Raw genomic sequence first — 15,285 nt, 5'->3', positions numbered from 1 at the left:
GGGGGAGCGCGACCTTTCCGGGCTCAAACTTACACGGAGAGGTTGAAAGGCTTTTTTGAGTACCAGACTAAAAGTCGCTCGATCCCGGCCATGTTTGATTAACGGGTTGTGTCTTTTCGAGACGACACCTCAGACCCCCGCGACCTGCGACCATATCTCGGCGAGCTTGCGCCTGAACCGCTGCATGCGCGTCAGGGGCACGGCCACTTCGTCATCCTCGGGCAGCCGCAGGCCGATGACACTGACCCGGCCGCCACTGATGCTGCGCGCGACCAGGACGATGGGATCCAGCACCAGCTCGGCGCCTTCCTTTGGCGCGTGGTCGAGATGGATGTCGAAATGATCCGCCAACGTCAGCTTGGCCTGCTCTTCACCGACCGCAACGCCGTAGATCGCAGCGAGTTCGCCCAGCGTGTGTTCGCCCGACACCGTGAAATCGCCGAGCAGATGCGGATCGGGCGCCGCGCTCGGCGCCATGTCGACGAAGAACCGATCCAGCGCCTCGGCCTTTTCCGGCGGCGCCAGCAGATAGATGTAGTCACCGGGCGCGATAGGATCGGCCTCGATCGGCGAGAGGATCCGCTGGTCGCGGATCACCAGCGTCGGCTTCGACCAGGACGGGATCAGCCCGCGACGGAAATACAGGCTCTTTGAGCGCACGGGATAGCCGACCAGTTGCTGCTCGAGCTGGCCGGGCAGATCGAGCTCGACGCGGCGCGGGCCACGGTCCGCGCGGGGCAGCGCCACATGCAGCAGCCGCGCCGCCGGCGCCAGCGTCCAGCCCTGCAGCAGCAGCGAGATGAAGACGACGACAAAGGCGACGTCGAAATAGAGATAGGCTTTCGACAGCCCCACCAGCATCGGGATCGATGCCAGGAAGATCGCCACCGCGCCGCGCAGGCCGGTCCAGGCGATGAAGAGCTTTTCCCGCCAGTTGAAGCGAAACGGCGCGAGACAGAGAAACACCGCCAGCGGACGCGCCAGCAGCATCAGCACCAGCGCCACCAGCACGGCCGGACCGATGCTGCTCACCAGCCGCTGCGGCGACACCAGCAGGCCGAGCATGACGAACATCACGATCTGCGCCAGCCAGGTCGCGGCATCGAGGAACGTCACCACCGAATTATGCGCGCGCGTCGGCCGGTTGCCGATGATGATGCCGGCGAGATAGACCGCGAGAAAGCCGCTGGCGTGCGCGATCTGCGCCGCCCCGAAAATCACCAGCGCCGCGGTGGCGACAAAGGGCGCATGCAGGCCTTGCGGCAGCGCCACGCGATTGAGCCCCACCACCACCAGACGGCCGCCGATCACGCCGACGACGGCGCCGAGCCCGGCTTCACGGATGAATTCCAGCGCGATATGCACGGCCGAGCTTTGACCGAGCGAAATGTACTGGACCAGCATCAGCGTGAGGAAGACCGCGAAGGGATCGTTGGTGCCGGATTCGGCTTCCAGCGTCGCACCCACCCGGGGGCGCAGCCGCAGGCCCTGCGCATGCACCAGCAGGAACACCGCCGCCGCATCGGTCGAGGCCACGACGGCGCCGACCAGCAGCGACTCGCTCCAGTTCAGGTCGAGCACATATTTGGCGAACGGCGCCGTGACCAGGGCGGTGAGCAACACGCCGACCGTCGCCAGCACCGTGGACGGCGCCAGCACCGCACGGATGCTTTGAAACCGTGTTTTCAGACCGCCGTCGAACAGGATCAGCGCCAGCGCCACCGACCCCACCAGATAGGTCGAGCGCACGTCGTCGAAGCTCAGCTGGCCGGGCCCGGAATCGCCCGCCAGCATGCCGATCAGCAGGAAGACCAGCAGCAGCGGCGCGCCAAAGCGCAGCGCCAGCAGGCTCGAGAGAATTCCGGCCATAATCAGGACGGCTCCGAGCAAAATCGCCAGACTTACTGAATCGAGAGAAGCCATAAATTTAGGGAAGCCTCGAATCTAGAGAAGATTTGCACCTCTGCAACGTTGGGCAAATACTTGCAATTGCATCCTTATCGTCGCCACAGTTGAACGCCAACCCATTTCTCCAGATAGCGGCAATGTGCCCGGTTTATCGGCCTAACTTGCCCTTGCGGACGTCTGGTATCGATGGCATCCGCAGCGGGCTTGTGGGAATCTGCCAGCGCTTCGAATCAATTTTGCATGATGGGGCGGCTTGATAAGCAAGCTGGCCCCGAACGAGATTTTGCCGATGGATCCGAAAGAGATTATCGAGTTGCTGCACACCACCGCGCGGTCGCTCGGCGCGGAGGTCACCTCGCCCTGGTTCTATCTGCAATTTGGCCTGATCCTCGCCGGCGCAGGCATCGCCTATGCGAGCGACGCGGCGATTCGTTCGCGGGTCGACATGACCTCGTTCGCGATGGGCTTGCCGCTGCCGCTCAGGCACTTCGCCCGCGTGCTGGTCTTCAGCGCTTCCACCGCGGTGTTCGCCGTCCTGATGATCGCCGCCCGCATCACGATGTACCACTCGACCTGGCCGAGCCGCAGCTATCTGCTGGCGGTCTGCGCCAAGCTGGCGCTGGCCTGGCTGGTCATTCGCCTCGTGACATCGGTCATTCGCAACGAGTTCATTGTCCGCCTGGTGTCGCTGTCGGCGTGGCTGGTCGCAGCGCTCAGCGTCGTCGGCCAGCTTCAACCGACCCTGGACTTGCTGGATTCGGATGCGGCCTCGATCGTGCTCGGCGGATTGCGGTTGACGCCGCTGGTCCTGATCAAGCTCGGCGCCCTGCTGATCGTGGCGCTGTGGCTGACCAACATCGCCAGCAATTTCGTCGAAAGCCGCATCACCCGCTCCGCGGACCTGACGCCGTCGATCCAGGTGCTGCTGGTGAAGATGATCCGCATGGGCCTGATGGTGCTGGCGATCATCATCGCGCTCAGCGCCGTCGGCATCAATTTGTCCGCGCTCGCGGTGTTCTCCGGCGCGGTCGGCGTCGGTATCGGTATCGGCCTGCAGAAGATCGTCGCCAACTTCATCTCGGGCATCATCCTGCTGGCGGACAAATCCGTAAAACCCGGCGATCTCGTCACCATCGGCGACAGTTCGGGCCGCATCAGCGCGATGAAGACGCGCTACATTTCGGTCGCCGCCGGCGACGGCCGCGAATTCCTGATCCCGAACGAGGATCTGGTGACCCAGAAGGTCGTGAACTGGACCTATACCGACAAGAACACGCTGGTGAAGGTGCTGTTCGGCACCAATTACGACGCCGATCCGCGGCTGGTCTGCAAGCTCGCCATCGAGATCGCCGCGGCCGCGCCCCGCGCCATCAAGAACAAGCCGCCGAACTGCATCCTGACCGAATTCGCCGAGGCCGGGATGAAGTTCTCCCTGACCTTCTGGATCGCGGACCCCGACGGCATGGACACCGTGAAGAGCGACGTGATGCTGGCGCTGTGGGACGCCTTCAAACGCGAGGGCATCCGGGTTCCCTATCCGGTGCGTGAAATCCGGGTCCGGGGCGGCGCGCTGCCGGTCGAATCCGTGGTTGAGGTTTCCAGCTGAAATCAAGCGTTTAGATGCCCTCCAGCCCGCCAACCTTGGCTTGCACTGCTGGCCGCGATCATTAAATTAGGCGGCAAATCAGCCTTTGACGCCCTCAATTCCGAAGCATGACCCGCCCATGAGCTATATCGAAGCAACAGATACCTCCTTGCGAAAGACCGGACAGATCAAGCTGCATGGCGCGAGCGGTTTCGCCGGCATGCGCAAGGCGGGCGCCCTGGTCGCCAAATGCCTCGACGAGCTCACCGACATCGTCAAGGAAGGAATTCCCACCTCGCGGATCGACGAGTTCGTCCGCGATTTCGCCTTCAGCCATGGCGCCTATCCGGCGACGCTGATGTATCGCGGCTACCGCTATTCGACCTGCACCTCGATCAATCACGTGGTCTGCCACGGCATGCCCGGCGACCGCGCGCTGAAGGAAGGCGACATCGTCAATATCGACGTCACCTTCATCGTTGACGGCTGGTATGGCGATTCCAGCCGCATGTATGTGATCGGCCCGATCGCCCGCAAGGCCGAGCGGCTGATCGAGGTCACCTATGAGGCGATGATGCGCGGCATTGCCGCCGTTAAACCCGGCGCTACCACCGGCGACATCGGTCACGCCATCCAGAGTTTTGTCGAGCCGCAAGGCATGAGCGTGGTGCGCGATTTCTGCGGCCATGGTTTGGGGCGCATGTTCCACGACGAGCCGAACATCATCCATATCGGCCGGCCCGGCGAAGGCGTCGCGCTGAAGCCCGGCATGTTCTTCACCATCGAGCCGATGATCAACCTCGGCAAGCCGCATGTGAAGATCCTGTCCGACGGCTGGACCGCTGTCACGCGCGACCGCTCGCTGTCGGCGCAGTTCGAGCATTCGGTTGGCTTAACCGCTGATGGCGTCGAAATCTTCACGCTGTCGCAACGCCACGCCGAGAAGCCTCTGGCCAAGGCATAATTGGCCCGGCGCGTAACCCTGCCCCGCAGGCCGAAGGCCATCGTCTTCGATATGGACGGCCTGCTGATCGACACCATTCCCGCCTATGTCAGCGCCATGGTAGAGGCCGGCCATGATGTCGGACACGTCGTCTCGAACGACGAAGTCCTGTCGCTGGTCGGGCTGCTCGGCGCGGAGTTGGAGGCGCAGCTTCGTGCCGACCATGGCGCGGCGTTTCCACTCCCTGCCTATATGGCGGCAGTCTCGGCACGGCTTGGCCCGATACTGAACGCCGGCGTTCCCTTGAAGGCCGGCGCTTCAGAATTGCTGAAAGCGCTGGCACGGGCGGACATGCCGATGGCAGTCGGGACCTCGATGACGCGGAAGGAAGCGCTTCATCATCTGAACCGTTGCAAGGTCGAACATTTCTTCCGCAGCGTCGCCGCGCGAGACGACGTGGCCCGCGGCAAGCCGCATCCGGACGTTCACCTGAAGGCGATGTCGTCGCTGGGGGTAGAGGTCAGCGATTGCCTGATCCTCGAGGATTCCTTCAACGGCGTGCGCGCGGCGCATGCGACCGGCGCCATGGTAATCATGGTGCCGGATGTGGTAGCGCCGACGCCGGAGATTGCGGCGCTTTGCATCGGCGTGGCCATCGACCTGCATCAGGTCGAGGAGATCATCGGGTGGATGGAAACCCCGGCCAACTGATTTCCTGCCTTTGCGGCAGTTGATGATTGCAACGCACGAAATACTGGATTCCGACGCCATGAGGACGATGGCCAAGATCCTAGTTGCAAGTCGTTCTCAATATCCTGCGGCAAGATGCCGGTCCTTTAACTTGAATCCCTGCGGAATACGCCGCGCGCGACGGTGTAGAACTCACGCGGACGCTCTCGGTCGGGGCCTCCGACGGGCGATCAACCAAGGGAGCAAGAACAATGTTCGAGATTTCACGCAGAGATCTGATTCTCGGAAGCACAGGGGCCGCGCTCGTTTTCGGCCTCAAGGGACCGGTTTCGTTCATCGATGCGGCGCACGCGCAGCGCGCCGCGGACAGCCTCAAATACAAGGTCGGCGACATCGAGGTGTTCAGCCTGCATGAGGGCTCCGTCGAGCGCACCGTCACTGAAGCCATGGTCAAGAATGCCTCGCTCGACGACGTCAAGAAGGCGCTGACCGCGGCGGGCATCGGGCCTGACAAGATCGACAACCCCTTTACCGTCACGGCGATCCGAACCGGCGGCAAGGTCGTGCTGTTCGATACCGGCTTCGGCGGCAACGGTCCGGCCACGGTGGGCAAACTCGCCGACAACATGAAGGCCGCCGGCCTCGATCCCGCGACCGTCTCCACGGTGGTGATCTCGCATTTCCATGGCGACCACATCTCTGGTCTGTGGGTGAAGGAGACCAACGCGCAGGTGTTCCCGAACGCGGAAATCATGATGCCCGAGGTCGAGTTCAAGTACTGGACCGATCCGGCGCTGGTGGAGAAGCTGCCTGAAGCCAACCGTCCGATGGTCAAGCGCATCCAGGCGACGTTCCCGACCTGGAAGAACATCAAGCAATATAATGACGGCGCCGACCTCGCGCCCGGCGTCAAGGCGATCGCCACGCCTGGCCATACCGTCGGACACATGTCGTTCCTGGTGGCCTCGGGTGGACAGCAGCTCTTCATCCAGAGCGACGTCACCGGCATGCACCAGCTGTTCGTCAGGAATCCCGGCTGGTTCTCCAGCTTCGATGCGGATGGGCCGAAGGCGGAAGCCACGCGCCGCGCTCTGTTCGATCGTATCATCGCCGAGAAGGGCATGATCGCCGGCTATCATTTCGGCTTCCCGAATGTCGGCACCCTGACGAAGGATGGCAACGGCTATGCGTTCGCGGCCGTGAAGGCCTGATAGCGGGCAGGTTCGAAACAAGTGCAAGGCGCCGCATGTCGTGCGGCGCCTTTTCTCTATCCGAAATCCGCCGCCGCCCCGCACTTCAGAGTTGCAAAAGCTGGCCGGCACGGCATGCTTGATGCCGATGCCCGCCAAGCCGCGCGATCCCAATGCCGAGCCCGCCGAGACGCCGCATTACCACGGCCATCGCGAGCGGCTGCGCGAGCGCTTCTACAGCGCCGGGCCGGACGCGCTCAGCGATTATGAGCTGCTGGAGATGGCGCTATTCCCCGCCCTGCCCCGGCGCGACACCAAGCCGCTGGCCAAATTGCTGCTGAAGAAGTTCGGCTCCTTTGCCGAAGTCGTCCACGCGCCGGAAGCGCGCCTGCGCGAAGTCGAGGGGATCGGCGATGCGTCCGTCCACCAGATCAAGCTGCTCGCCGCCGCAGCGAGCCGGGTGGCCAAAGGCGAGATCAAGCGCAGCATCGCGCTGTCGTCCTGGAACGACGTGATCGGTTATTGCCGCAGCAGCATGGCATTCGCCGACAAGGAACAGTTTCGCCTGCTGTTCCTCGACAAGCGCAACCAGCTGATCGCCGACGAGGTGCAGCAGACCGGCACCGTCGACCACACCCCGGTCTACCCGCGCGAGGTGATCAAGCGCGCGCTGGAATTGTCCGCGACCGCACTGATCCTGGTGCACAACCACCCGTCCGGCGATCCGACGCCGTCGCAGGCGGACATCCAGATGACCAAGGCGATCGTCGACATCGCAGCTCCACTCGGCATCTCCGTGCACGACCACATCATCGTCGGCAAGAACGGGCACTCGAGTTTGAAGGGGATGCGGTTGATTTAGCCCGCAAGCACGCCGCAATGCGTCATGTCGTCAACCTTAAGTGCGCCCCTATCGGGCGAGCGCGCCGCGTTGCTCCCGTGGTCCCGGATTGAGGACCGCGCCGCTGACTTTGCCGGTGGTGTCTCTGACGAAGGCGATCCGCGTATGATCGCCACTCTCGACCTGGAATTCATCCTTTGAGCGGACCGCCACCGGCGTCGCCTGGCCCTTGTCGAAATCGAGGATCGACCAGGTGCCGGTCGCTTCAACAACAAGCTTGCCGTCGGCGGCGCGGACCTGCAGCTCGACACTGTGCGACGGCGCCGCTTCCCGGGCAAAGGCGATCACGAGTGGATCGGTCTGCTTCTGACGGATGATCTTGAGCTTGATCGGGGCATTGAACGGACCCGAGATTCGTCGAAAAGCCGCTTCCAGAGCCAGGCCCTTGATCGACCGGTCGTCGATCGCGGTGATGAGATCTCCGGCCATCACGCCAGCTCTCGCGGCGGGGCCCCCGTCAACCGGCTTGATCACCCTGATGCCATCCGTGTCAGCCACCACGGACTCAAGACCGGTCCAGCCGTAGCCGTCGACGAGAAGCGCAGTCTGTTTGTCCAATGAACTTGTGGATCCGCCGAAGTCGTAGCGTCCGGCATACTCCGTAAGCTCGCGCGGATTCAATTGCGTTGACGCGGTGGGTGCGGAGACTTCCGGAACCTTCAACGCCGCATAGGGCAGACGGCGGATCGCGTTGAAATAGAATCCGTTTACACTGTGCTGCGGTCGCTGCATCATCATGACAAGGATCAGCTTCTGGGCCGGGTCGACCGAGAAGAAAGTGCCCCAGCTTCCCTGCCAGTTGTAGCTGCCGACCGCGCCGGGGATCCAACTGAAATCCGGGTTGGTGCGAACCGCGAAGCCGAGCCCCCAACCGGTCCCATAGGCCGGACCGGCCTCATGTCCCGCGAGATGGATGTCCGGAGGCAGCGAATTTGTCGTCATCAGCCGGACCGTTTCCGGTTTCAAAATACGCGCGCCGTCGAGCTCGCCGCCGTTGAGCAGCATCTGGCAGAAGCGCAGGAAGTCCGGGACCGTGGAGACGATACCACCACCGCCGGAAAAGAATGTTTGCGGTTTGCCGACGTCGCCATCCGTCAGGGGTGCGGGCTGCGCGCCCGGCAGGGCGACGAGGCGGGAGAGTTTATCTTCCGGCACGTGGAAGCCGGTATCGACCATGCGGAGCGGCGCGAACAGGCGGCTTTGCAGAAACTGGTCAAATGGCTGGCCCGACACGGCTTCGATGACACGGCCAAGAACGTCATAGCCGATGGAGTATTCCCAGACTTCGCCCGGCTGGTGCACAAGCGGAAGAGTGCCGACGCTCGCGACAAAGGGCGCGATCGTCTTGTCGCGCCGCATCGGCGCCTTGACGCCGTAGAGCGCATGTATCGCCGCATTGCCAAACCCGGGATCGGCATAGTCGGGGCTTGCATAGACGAGGCCGGACGTGTTGCGCAGGAGATCGCGGATGGTCATCGCCCGCCTGGCCGGTTCAAGCTCGATCAGGGTCGCATCTCCGGTCACCGGATCCTTCTTGACGACCTGCATATCCCTGAGCTCCGGCAAATATTGCGCCACGGGAGCATCAAGCTCGAGCTTGCCGTCATCGACCAGGATCATGGTCGCGACGCTGGTGATCTGCTTGGACATCGAGCCGATGCGAAAGATCGAATCCGGCCGCATCGGAATTTTCCTGTCGTGGTCCGCAAAGCCGGTGGGCTGCAAATAGGCGAGCTTGCCGCCGCGGGCGATCGCCACGACAAAACCGGAGGGATCGCCCTTCCTGGTCTGCGACTCAAACCAGGAGGTCATGCGCGCCAGCCGCCGCGCCGAAAAGCCGAGACTCTCCGGATCGCCGGCGGTCTGCAGATCGTCGGCGATCGCCGTTCCCGCCAGACAGAGTGTGAGCGCTGCCACGCATGATGCCTGGATGAGTTTCATTGGGGAGCTTTCAGACGATCCCAGACCGGGATTCCCATACTTTTCCCGGAGAACCTGCCCGATCGTCTTGGTTCCTTCTCGCCAGATCCTGAAATTCGGTTGGCCGATTTCTCAGTCCGGCTTGCCTATTCCTGAACTGGTGCTCGCTTTCAGCGGGATCAATGCATTCCTCGCCATGGCAAGATGCCGGAATTCGGTTGGGGTCAGATCGGTGGCGGCCTTGAACGCGCGGTTGAATGGCCCGATCGACTGGAAGCCGGTGTCCATCGCGATCGTCAATACCGGCACCTCCTTCTGTCCGGGGTCGGCCAGCGCCGCCTTGGCTTCCTCGATCCGGTAGCGGTTGAGGAACGCATTGAAATTGCGGTGACCCATGCCTTCATTGATGAGCTGCCGCAGCCGGTATTCCGGCACGGCAAGCTCGGCGGACAGCACGCCGATGGTCAGCCCCTCGCGCCGATAGGCGCGATCGACCGCCATCAGCCGCTGCAGCCGGCGCACCAAGGCCGGCTCGACGACAGGAGGCTTGTCCTCCGCTTCTGACGCGACGGCGCTGATGTCGCCGAGGATGCCGCTGCCGTCGCCGCCCCTCCACCATGTCTGCTCGCCATGTCGCAAGCGTCTGCGCCACGGCCAATAGAGCAAGGCCAAGAGACACGACCTGCACCGCACGGTCGAGCGCCTGTCCGGGCATCGGCCACTCGACGGCTCCGCCGGCGACGAGCACTTCGGTGCCGGCCATCGCGGCCCACAGGGCGCCATGCCAGCGCCGCAGCTCGAAGTCGTCATCGAAGGCCGCACGCGCCCAAAGCCAGAACAAGACCGCGCTACCGGCCGTCAACGCCAGCAGAAACAGACTCCACCATTGCCAGGGCCGCGGAAAATTCGGCGCCGAACAGATCGCGGAAGCGGCGGCGCTGATCGCGACCGCCGCGCCGAGGCGTGCGACCGTGCTGTCACGGAGATCCCGCAGCCCTACAGCCGCGATCAGCAGCGACAACCCCACCGTTGCGCCGCGCAAACCGAGATCGAGCGATAAGAAACCGCTGCTGGCCACGACCGAAAACACTCCGGATGATTTTGTCGATGCAACGCCTTATGCGTCTCGCCCGTTACTCAAGCTGCGCCGACGGAACATTTGCACATCATCGTTCAATCCGCCAAGCGGTCGCGGAACGCAGAATCGTGATCGAACATGATCGTCACGAACGGCCACCATCTCATTTCCGGGATCCAGCCAAATTGTGATGCGGGCCCTTGCCAGCCGTCGGGCAGGCTCTAAGCTTTGATGCGATTGCGACCGCCGGCATGGCGGCACGGGGGGCCGATGAACCAGGACGAATTGCTCGCCCTGATCGACCAGATCTATGGCGCGGCGGCCGATATCGACCGCTGGCCCGCGGTGCTGCAGACCATCGCCGATGCGTTTGGCGCCGGCGACGCCTCGCTCAGCGCGGTCTCGCAGCGGGACGTCCCGTGGCTGGTGGCTCCCCGCACCGATCCGGCATTCCTGCAAAGCTATGGCGCCTACTACCATCCGCTCAATCTGTTCTGGCAGCGTGCGGCGAGCCTGCCGGTCGGGACCGTCGTCACAGACCGCATGGTGCTGCCCAGGGAGACGCTGCACGCCAGCCAGTTCTTCAACGAATGGTCGCGGCCGCAAGGGTATCTCTCGGTGATGGGCGCGACGCTGCTGGCCGACGACGACTGGCGCGTCGAGTTCGTCGTTCCCGGTAGAGACGAATTCGGACCGGAGCAGCTGAAACTTTATGAGGCGATTGCACCGCATCTGAAACGGGCGGTGCAGTTCAACCACCGCCTGCAAGCCCTGGCGCTCGACCGCCATTATTCGTTCGCCGCCCTCGACAGCATCGGCCAGGGCGTGCTCGTCGTCGATTTCAGGGCGCGCGTCCTGTTCGCGAACCGGGCCTGCGACAGCGCGTTCGCCGATGGCCTGCGGCTCGACGACGGCATGCTTTGCGGCGGCTCCTCGGCCGAGACCGCGCGTCTGCATCTGGCGATTGCGGCCAGCGCGCAGGCGGGCGAGGATGACGCACGGAACTCGGTGCCGATTTCGCGAGGCGAGTTCAAGAGCGCGTTGTCGCTGCTCGTCATTCCGCTCCGATCCGAGATCGAGGCGATCGCAAGATATAACCGGGCGGCAATCATTTTCGTCACCGATCCGGACAAAGTGGTGTTGCCCGACGACAGGCAATTGCAGAAGAAGTTCGGGCTTACCCCGGCGGAAGTCGGGCTGATTCGTGAATTGACCGGGGGCAGCAGCCTTCAGACCGCTGCGGACCGACTCGGTATCAAGATTGCGACGGCGCGGACCCATCTGCATCGCATCTTTGCGAAAACCGGCACGACGCGTCAGGCCGAACTGATGCGCCTGATGCTGACAAGGGAGCCTTGGACACGGCCCGGCAGGAACTAGCAACCGCAGCGCAGCGGCCGGAGCAAAGCCGGTATTCAATCGAAGACGGCCTAATTCACCAGCAGAACTTCGCCGACACGGTCGATGTCGTAGCCGGCAAGTTCTGTCGCATGCTCACGGAAGGCCGCCGACCGCAGGAAGCCGAACAGGCGCTGCGGCCCAGGCAGGAAGTAATCGCGCTGCCGCACTCGGCATCTCCGTACACGACCACATCATTGTGGGCAAGAACGGGCATACGAGCCTGAAGGGGTTGCGGCTGATCTGATAGCTCGCAGCACGAATGCGCGCACCAATGTCCGCTTCCAAGCGTGAACCGGACCGAGTTCGGATATGCGGCCATGGCCGAGTTTGACCCCGATTCGGATATCAGTCGATTCGCCGTTTTGCGCCGATACTGGAGGCTAAGCAGACGCTCGGCAGACTACCGGTTTCGTTCCTAGATTGAGGATTTGTCGAAAGCAGCAAGTATCTGGTCGAAACGTCCCGCAATCGCGCTGCGCAACTCCGGATGCGTAAGGATGTAGAGTTCATTTTCTCGGATTGCCGCTAAAACGCGGCGGGCCACAATTGTTGGATCCAATCCGGCGTCGACCAGGGCGGCCATTTGTGGGTTGGCTGGCTCGTCGAGGCGAGCGCCGAAGCGTGGCGGGCGGTTTCGAGCGCTCGTCGCAATTCGCGTACGCACGAACGCCGTACATAGCACGCTCACCCCGATTTCAGTGCCGGCCAACTCGGCAGCGAGCGTCTCGGTCAGGCTGATCACCGCGGACTTTGAGGCATTGTACGGTGCTATTCCGGGCGGACCAATTAGACCTGCCATGGACGCGGTATTAACGATATGGCCGCCCTCTCCATGCGCCTTGATATGTGGTAGGAACGCCTGAACGCCGTAGATTGCACCCATCAGATTGACGCCGATGATCCAATCCCAGTCCACCGGGGCTATCGACTCGATGGGTCCCCCTACGCCGACACCCGCGTTGTTGCATACGACATGAACGTTGCCGAAGGCTGCGAACGTTTGGTCTGCGGCGCGCTGCACCGATGCGCGATCTGACACGTCGCATACGACTCCTCGTGCCTCAACACCGGAAGCCTTGAGGTTCTCCAGCGCGGCATCCAGGGCTCGTTCTTCAATATCAGCGAGCATTACCTTTAGCTTTGCTTCGGCAAAGACACGCGCTAAGGCGAGACCAATGCCACTGGCCCCGCCGGTCACGAAGGCTACCTTTCCTTCAAGATCTCCGATCATCTCTCCCTCCTGCCTCTCCATTACTCAAATACTGAGACGTTAAAGTCGTGTCTTGAGCGCCGTCAGGCCGACCACCACCACCATCCACCCAGCATGATCCGGTTTCGCAGTTCGATCGTGCGCTGGGCCAGAGGCGGAAGCGTCTTGACCAGTGCGAGAGCTCTTTTGAGATGCGCCGCCGCCTCTATATTATTCGATGCAGCGGTCGCGCATTGCGACGCCGAAATATATAGCTCCACTGCCTTTTCCGTCAGACCCGCTTCGGCGCAATGGCGGGCGAGGGTTTCGGGCTGGGTCCTTCGTATTTCGGGGAAGTCGAGTTCGAGGACCGCGGCGATGCGCTCATGCAACTGCTGCCGTTTCTCTCGGAGCATCGTACTGTAGGCGGCATCCTGCACCAGCGCGTGCTTGAAGGTGTATTCCGCTTCCGGCGGCGTTCCCCGCCGGAAGATCAATTCGGCGCGCTCAAGCTGCATCAGCAAATCGTCCAGTTGCCACTTCGCAAGCTGCGCGACGGCACTGATCAGGTCGTAGGAGAAATTGCGGCCGAGTGCGGCCCCGACTTGCGCCAAATCGCGCGTCGGCGCCAGCCGGTCGAGACGGGCGAGCAAGGACGCGTGCAACGTCGTCGGGATCGCCGTCGGGCTGACGAGGCCGGTCGCGAGGTAGGCCTTCCCGGCTTCCCTGACCAGGCCGCTCTCCAGGACCGTTTTGGTCAACTCCTCGACGAACAGCGGAACTCCATCGGTACGATCCAGAATCTGATCGGCGATCTCCTTCGGCAGCGCCTTGCCGCCCGTCAGATGACCGATCATCTTTGCACATTGCTCGGGCGGCAGCCGGCCAAGGCTCAGCAGATCCACGTGACGACGATTGACCCACGTTGGGGCAGGCTCCGGACGCAAGGTGGCGATCAAGAGTACCCGCAAGCCCGATATCCGGTCGACGAGGATGTCCAGCAAGTCTCGCGTGGTCGGATCGCTCCAGTGCACGTCCTCGAAGACCATCAGCACCGGCTGCTGCGCGGCCAATCCCGCTGTCAGGGCAAGCTGCGCGTGAAGCGTCTTCTCCTTGCGCAACTGTGGCGTCAGTTCGAGGGGTGGGTAGCGGTCGCCGATCGGTACGCTCAGCAATTCGGCGAACAGAGGTACGGCCTCACTCAAATCGAGGGTTGCGCGCGTGAGCACTGCTTCGAGCTTAGCGAGGCGCTGCTCATCGGTGTCGTTTCGGCGAATGCCCGCTGCGCGCTTCAACTGCGTGATAATCGGGTATAGTGCGCTATCCTGATGGTGGGGGGAGCAGAAATATCGTAGGCGCGCGTTCGGCTCGTGAGCCAATCGTTCCAGCAGGGCTTGGGTGATCCGCGACTTGCCGACGCCCGGATCTCCCGACAACAGGACTACGCGACCTTCTCCCGCCTTTGCCTGCTCCCAACGCCGCGCGAGAAGCTCGGTCTCGTCCTCGCGGCCGATGAGCGGCGTGCCGGCGGCGCGTAGCGCCTCGAACCGGCTGTCTGTCGCTTCGCCCGCCACGACGTGCCAGGCCTGAACGCTCTGGTCGAAGCCCTTCAGGGCAACGGCGCCGAGATCGCGGTACTCGAAGAGGCCACCTATCAGATCGCGGGTAGCCGACGCGATGACGAGGCTACCCGGCTCTGCCAATGCCTGGAGCCGGGCCGCGAGGTTCGGGGTCTCGCCGACGACCGCCTGCTCTAGAGCCGCGCCCGTCCCAATGAGGTCGCCAACCACGACCAACCCGGTTGCGATCCCGATCCTTACACTCAACGGCACGCCGGCGGCTGTCTGAAGATTCGGCACGGCCTCTATGAGTGAGAGGCCCGCTCGGACGGCGCGCTCGGCGTCGTGTTCGCTCGCCTTCGGATAGCCGAAATATGCGAGTACACCATCCCCCATGTACTTTGCGATGAAACCGCCGTGTCGGCCGATCAACTCCGCGCAACATCGGTGATACGTCCCGATGACCGCGCGCAGGTCCTCGAGATCGAGTCGCGTCGACAGCGTGGTGGACCCGACCAGGTCGCAGAACATGATGGAAATCTGGCGGCGCTCGGCATCGTCATGCCGCATCGGCCCGGACGGCGCGGAAGGGGATCCGGCGCGAAGGGCACCTGGCAGTTCGGCAATCCCCGCCAGCAGCTTTCGGCGATGACCGAGCGAGACACCGAGTTCCTTCAAATCCTGATCGGTCAAATGGACCAAGACGGAGAGGTCGATATCGTTCTCGGCAAAACGGACCGCGTACTCTGGCATTCCGACGGTCGTCAACCAATCTGCAACCGACGTTTGGTGGGGCATCTGGACCCCTTCATGCGAACCTGAACTTAAGGACTTTACCAAAACCTCAGATACAGGTCAGTATCTCTCTGCCCAAGGGCCGTCGTCATTTGGAAGGTTTCGGTTGCGGCGCGCTGAATCGAA

The 15,285-nt window shown here is 62.9% G+C and carries 12 protein-coding genes and 2 pseudogenes; 8 read left to right on the top strand and 6 right to left on the bottom strand.

The features are described from left to right. Positions 1-129: 129 nt before the first annotated feature. Positions 130-1,923 carry a potassium/proton antiporter gene (locus ABIE49_RS24135; RefSeq protein WP_192739228.1) on the bottom strand — a complete coding sequence of 598 codons (1,794 nt, stop codon included), beginning with the start codon at positions 1,921-1,923 and terminating at the stop codon, positions 130-132. A gap of 274 nt (positions 1,924-2,197) precedes the next feature. On the opposite strand from ABIE49_RS24135, the gene ABIE49_RS24130 reads away from it, so the two are divergent. The 5 genes from ABIE49_RS24130 (at position 2,198) to radC (ending at position 7,178) form a co-directional block, all read left to right on the top strand. Further along, the gene (locus ABIE49_RS24130) at positions 2,198-3,514 is read left to right on the top strand and encodes a mechanosensitive ion channel family protein (protein ID WP_192739229.1); all 1,317 of its coding nucleotides are present in this window, start codon (positions 2,198-2,200) and stop codon (positions 3,512-3,514) included. Between the two features lie 118 nt (positions 3,515-3,632). Continuing rightward, positions 3,633-4,457, top strand: a complete 825-nt coding sequence (map, locus tag ABIE49_RS24125; protein ID WP_192739230.1) for a type I methionyl aminopeptidase — start codon at positions 3,633-3,635, stop codon at positions 4,455-4,457. Next, complete coding sequence (locus tag ABIE49_RS24120; protein WP_192739231.1) at positions 4,458-5,147, top strand: HAD family hydrolase; 690 nt, start codon at positions 4,458-4,460, stop codon at positions 5,145-5,147. 230 nt (positions 5,148-5,377) lie between these two features. Beyond that, complete coding sequence (locus ABIE49_RS24115) at positions 5,378-6,337, top strand: MBL fold metallo-hydrolase (RefSeq protein ID WP_192739232.1); 960 nt, start codon at positions 5,378-5,380, stop codon at positions 6,335-6,337. A 127-nt stretch (positions 6,338-6,464) separates the two neighbouring features. Continuing rightward, complete coding sequence (gene radC / locus ABIE49_RS24110) at positions 6,465-7,178, top strand: RadC family protein (protein ID WP_192739304.1); 714 nt, start codon at positions 6,465-6,467, stop codon at positions 7,176-7,178. Positions 7,179-7,226: 48 nt separating this feature from the next. On the opposite strand, the gene ABIE49_RS24105 is transcribed toward radC, so the two are convergent. Next, positions 7,227-9,134, bottom strand: a complete 1,908-nt coding sequence (locus tag ABIE49_RS24105; protein ID WP_354066951.1) for a serine hydrolase — start codon at positions 9,132-9,134, stop codon at positions 7,227-7,229. Between the two features lie 135 nt (positions 9,135-9,269). Continuing rightward, positions 9,270-9,668: pseudogene (locus ABIE49_RS24100) on the bottom strand (helix-turn-helix domain-containing protein); the annotation flags it as partial. 221 nt (positions 9,669-9,889) lie between these two features. Between ABIE49_RS24100 and ABIE49_RS24095 the strand changes: the two are divergent. Together ABIE49_RS24095 and ABIE49_RS24090 are read left to right on the top strand one after the other, a co-directional pair. Further along, positions 9,890-10,357, top strand: coding sequence for a hypothetical protein (locus ABIE49_RS24095; RefSeq protein WP_354066949.1), 468 nt, complete (start codon positions 9,890-9,892; stop codon positions 10,355-10,357). A gap of 128 nt (positions 10,358-10,485) precedes the next feature. Further along, positions 10,486-11,595, top strand: a complete 1,110-nt coding sequence (locus ABIE49_RS24090) for a helix-turn-helix transcriptional regulator (protein WP_192739234.1) — start codon at positions 10,486-10,488, stop codon at positions 11,593-11,595. Between the two features lie 50 nt (positions 11,596-11,645). Here ABIE49_RS24090 and ABIE49_RS24085 read toward each other — a convergent pair whose 3' ends face one another. Beyond that, entirely contained in the window at positions 11,646-11,783 is a 138-nt protein-coding gene (locus ABIE49_RS24085) for a hypothetical protein (protein WP_192739235.1), read from the bottom strand. Here ABIE49_RS24085 and ABIE49_RS40100 point away from each other — a divergent pair. After that, a pseudogene (locus ABIE49_RS40100) lies at positions 11,774-11,860 on the top strand (JAB domain-containing protein); the annotation flags it as partial. The gene ABIE49_RS24085 and the pseudogene ABIE49_RS40100 sit on opposite strands and share 10 nt — an antisense overlap. 171 nt (positions 11,861-12,031) lie before the next feature. Here ABIE49_RS40100 and ABIE49_RS24080 read toward each other — a convergent pair. Continuing rightward, complete coding sequence (locus ABIE49_RS24080) at positions 12,032-12,847, bottom strand: SDR family NAD(P)-dependent oxidoreductase (protein WP_192739236.1); 816 nt, start codon at positions 12,845-12,847, stop codon at positions 12,032-12,034. Between the two features lie 62 nt (positions 12,848-12,909). Continuing rightward, the gene (locus ABIE49_RS24075) at positions 12,910-15,162 is read right to left on the bottom strand and encodes an adenylate/guanylate cyclase domain-containing protein (protein ID WP_192739237.1); all 2,253 of its coding nucleotides are present in this window, start codon (positions 15,160-15,162) and stop codon (positions 12,910-12,912) included. Positions 15,163-15,285 lie beyond the last annotated feature (123 nt).

It is taken from the genome of Bradyrhizobium sp. OAE829, from assembly GCF_040546575.1.
Taxonomy (GTDB): domain Bacteria; phylum Pseudomonadota; class Alphaproteobacteria; order Rhizobiales; family Xanthobacteraceae; genus Bradyrhizobium.
The sequence above is the reverse complement of the archived record's forward strand: the minus strand, read 5'-3'. Positions and strand labels throughout refer to the sequence as shown.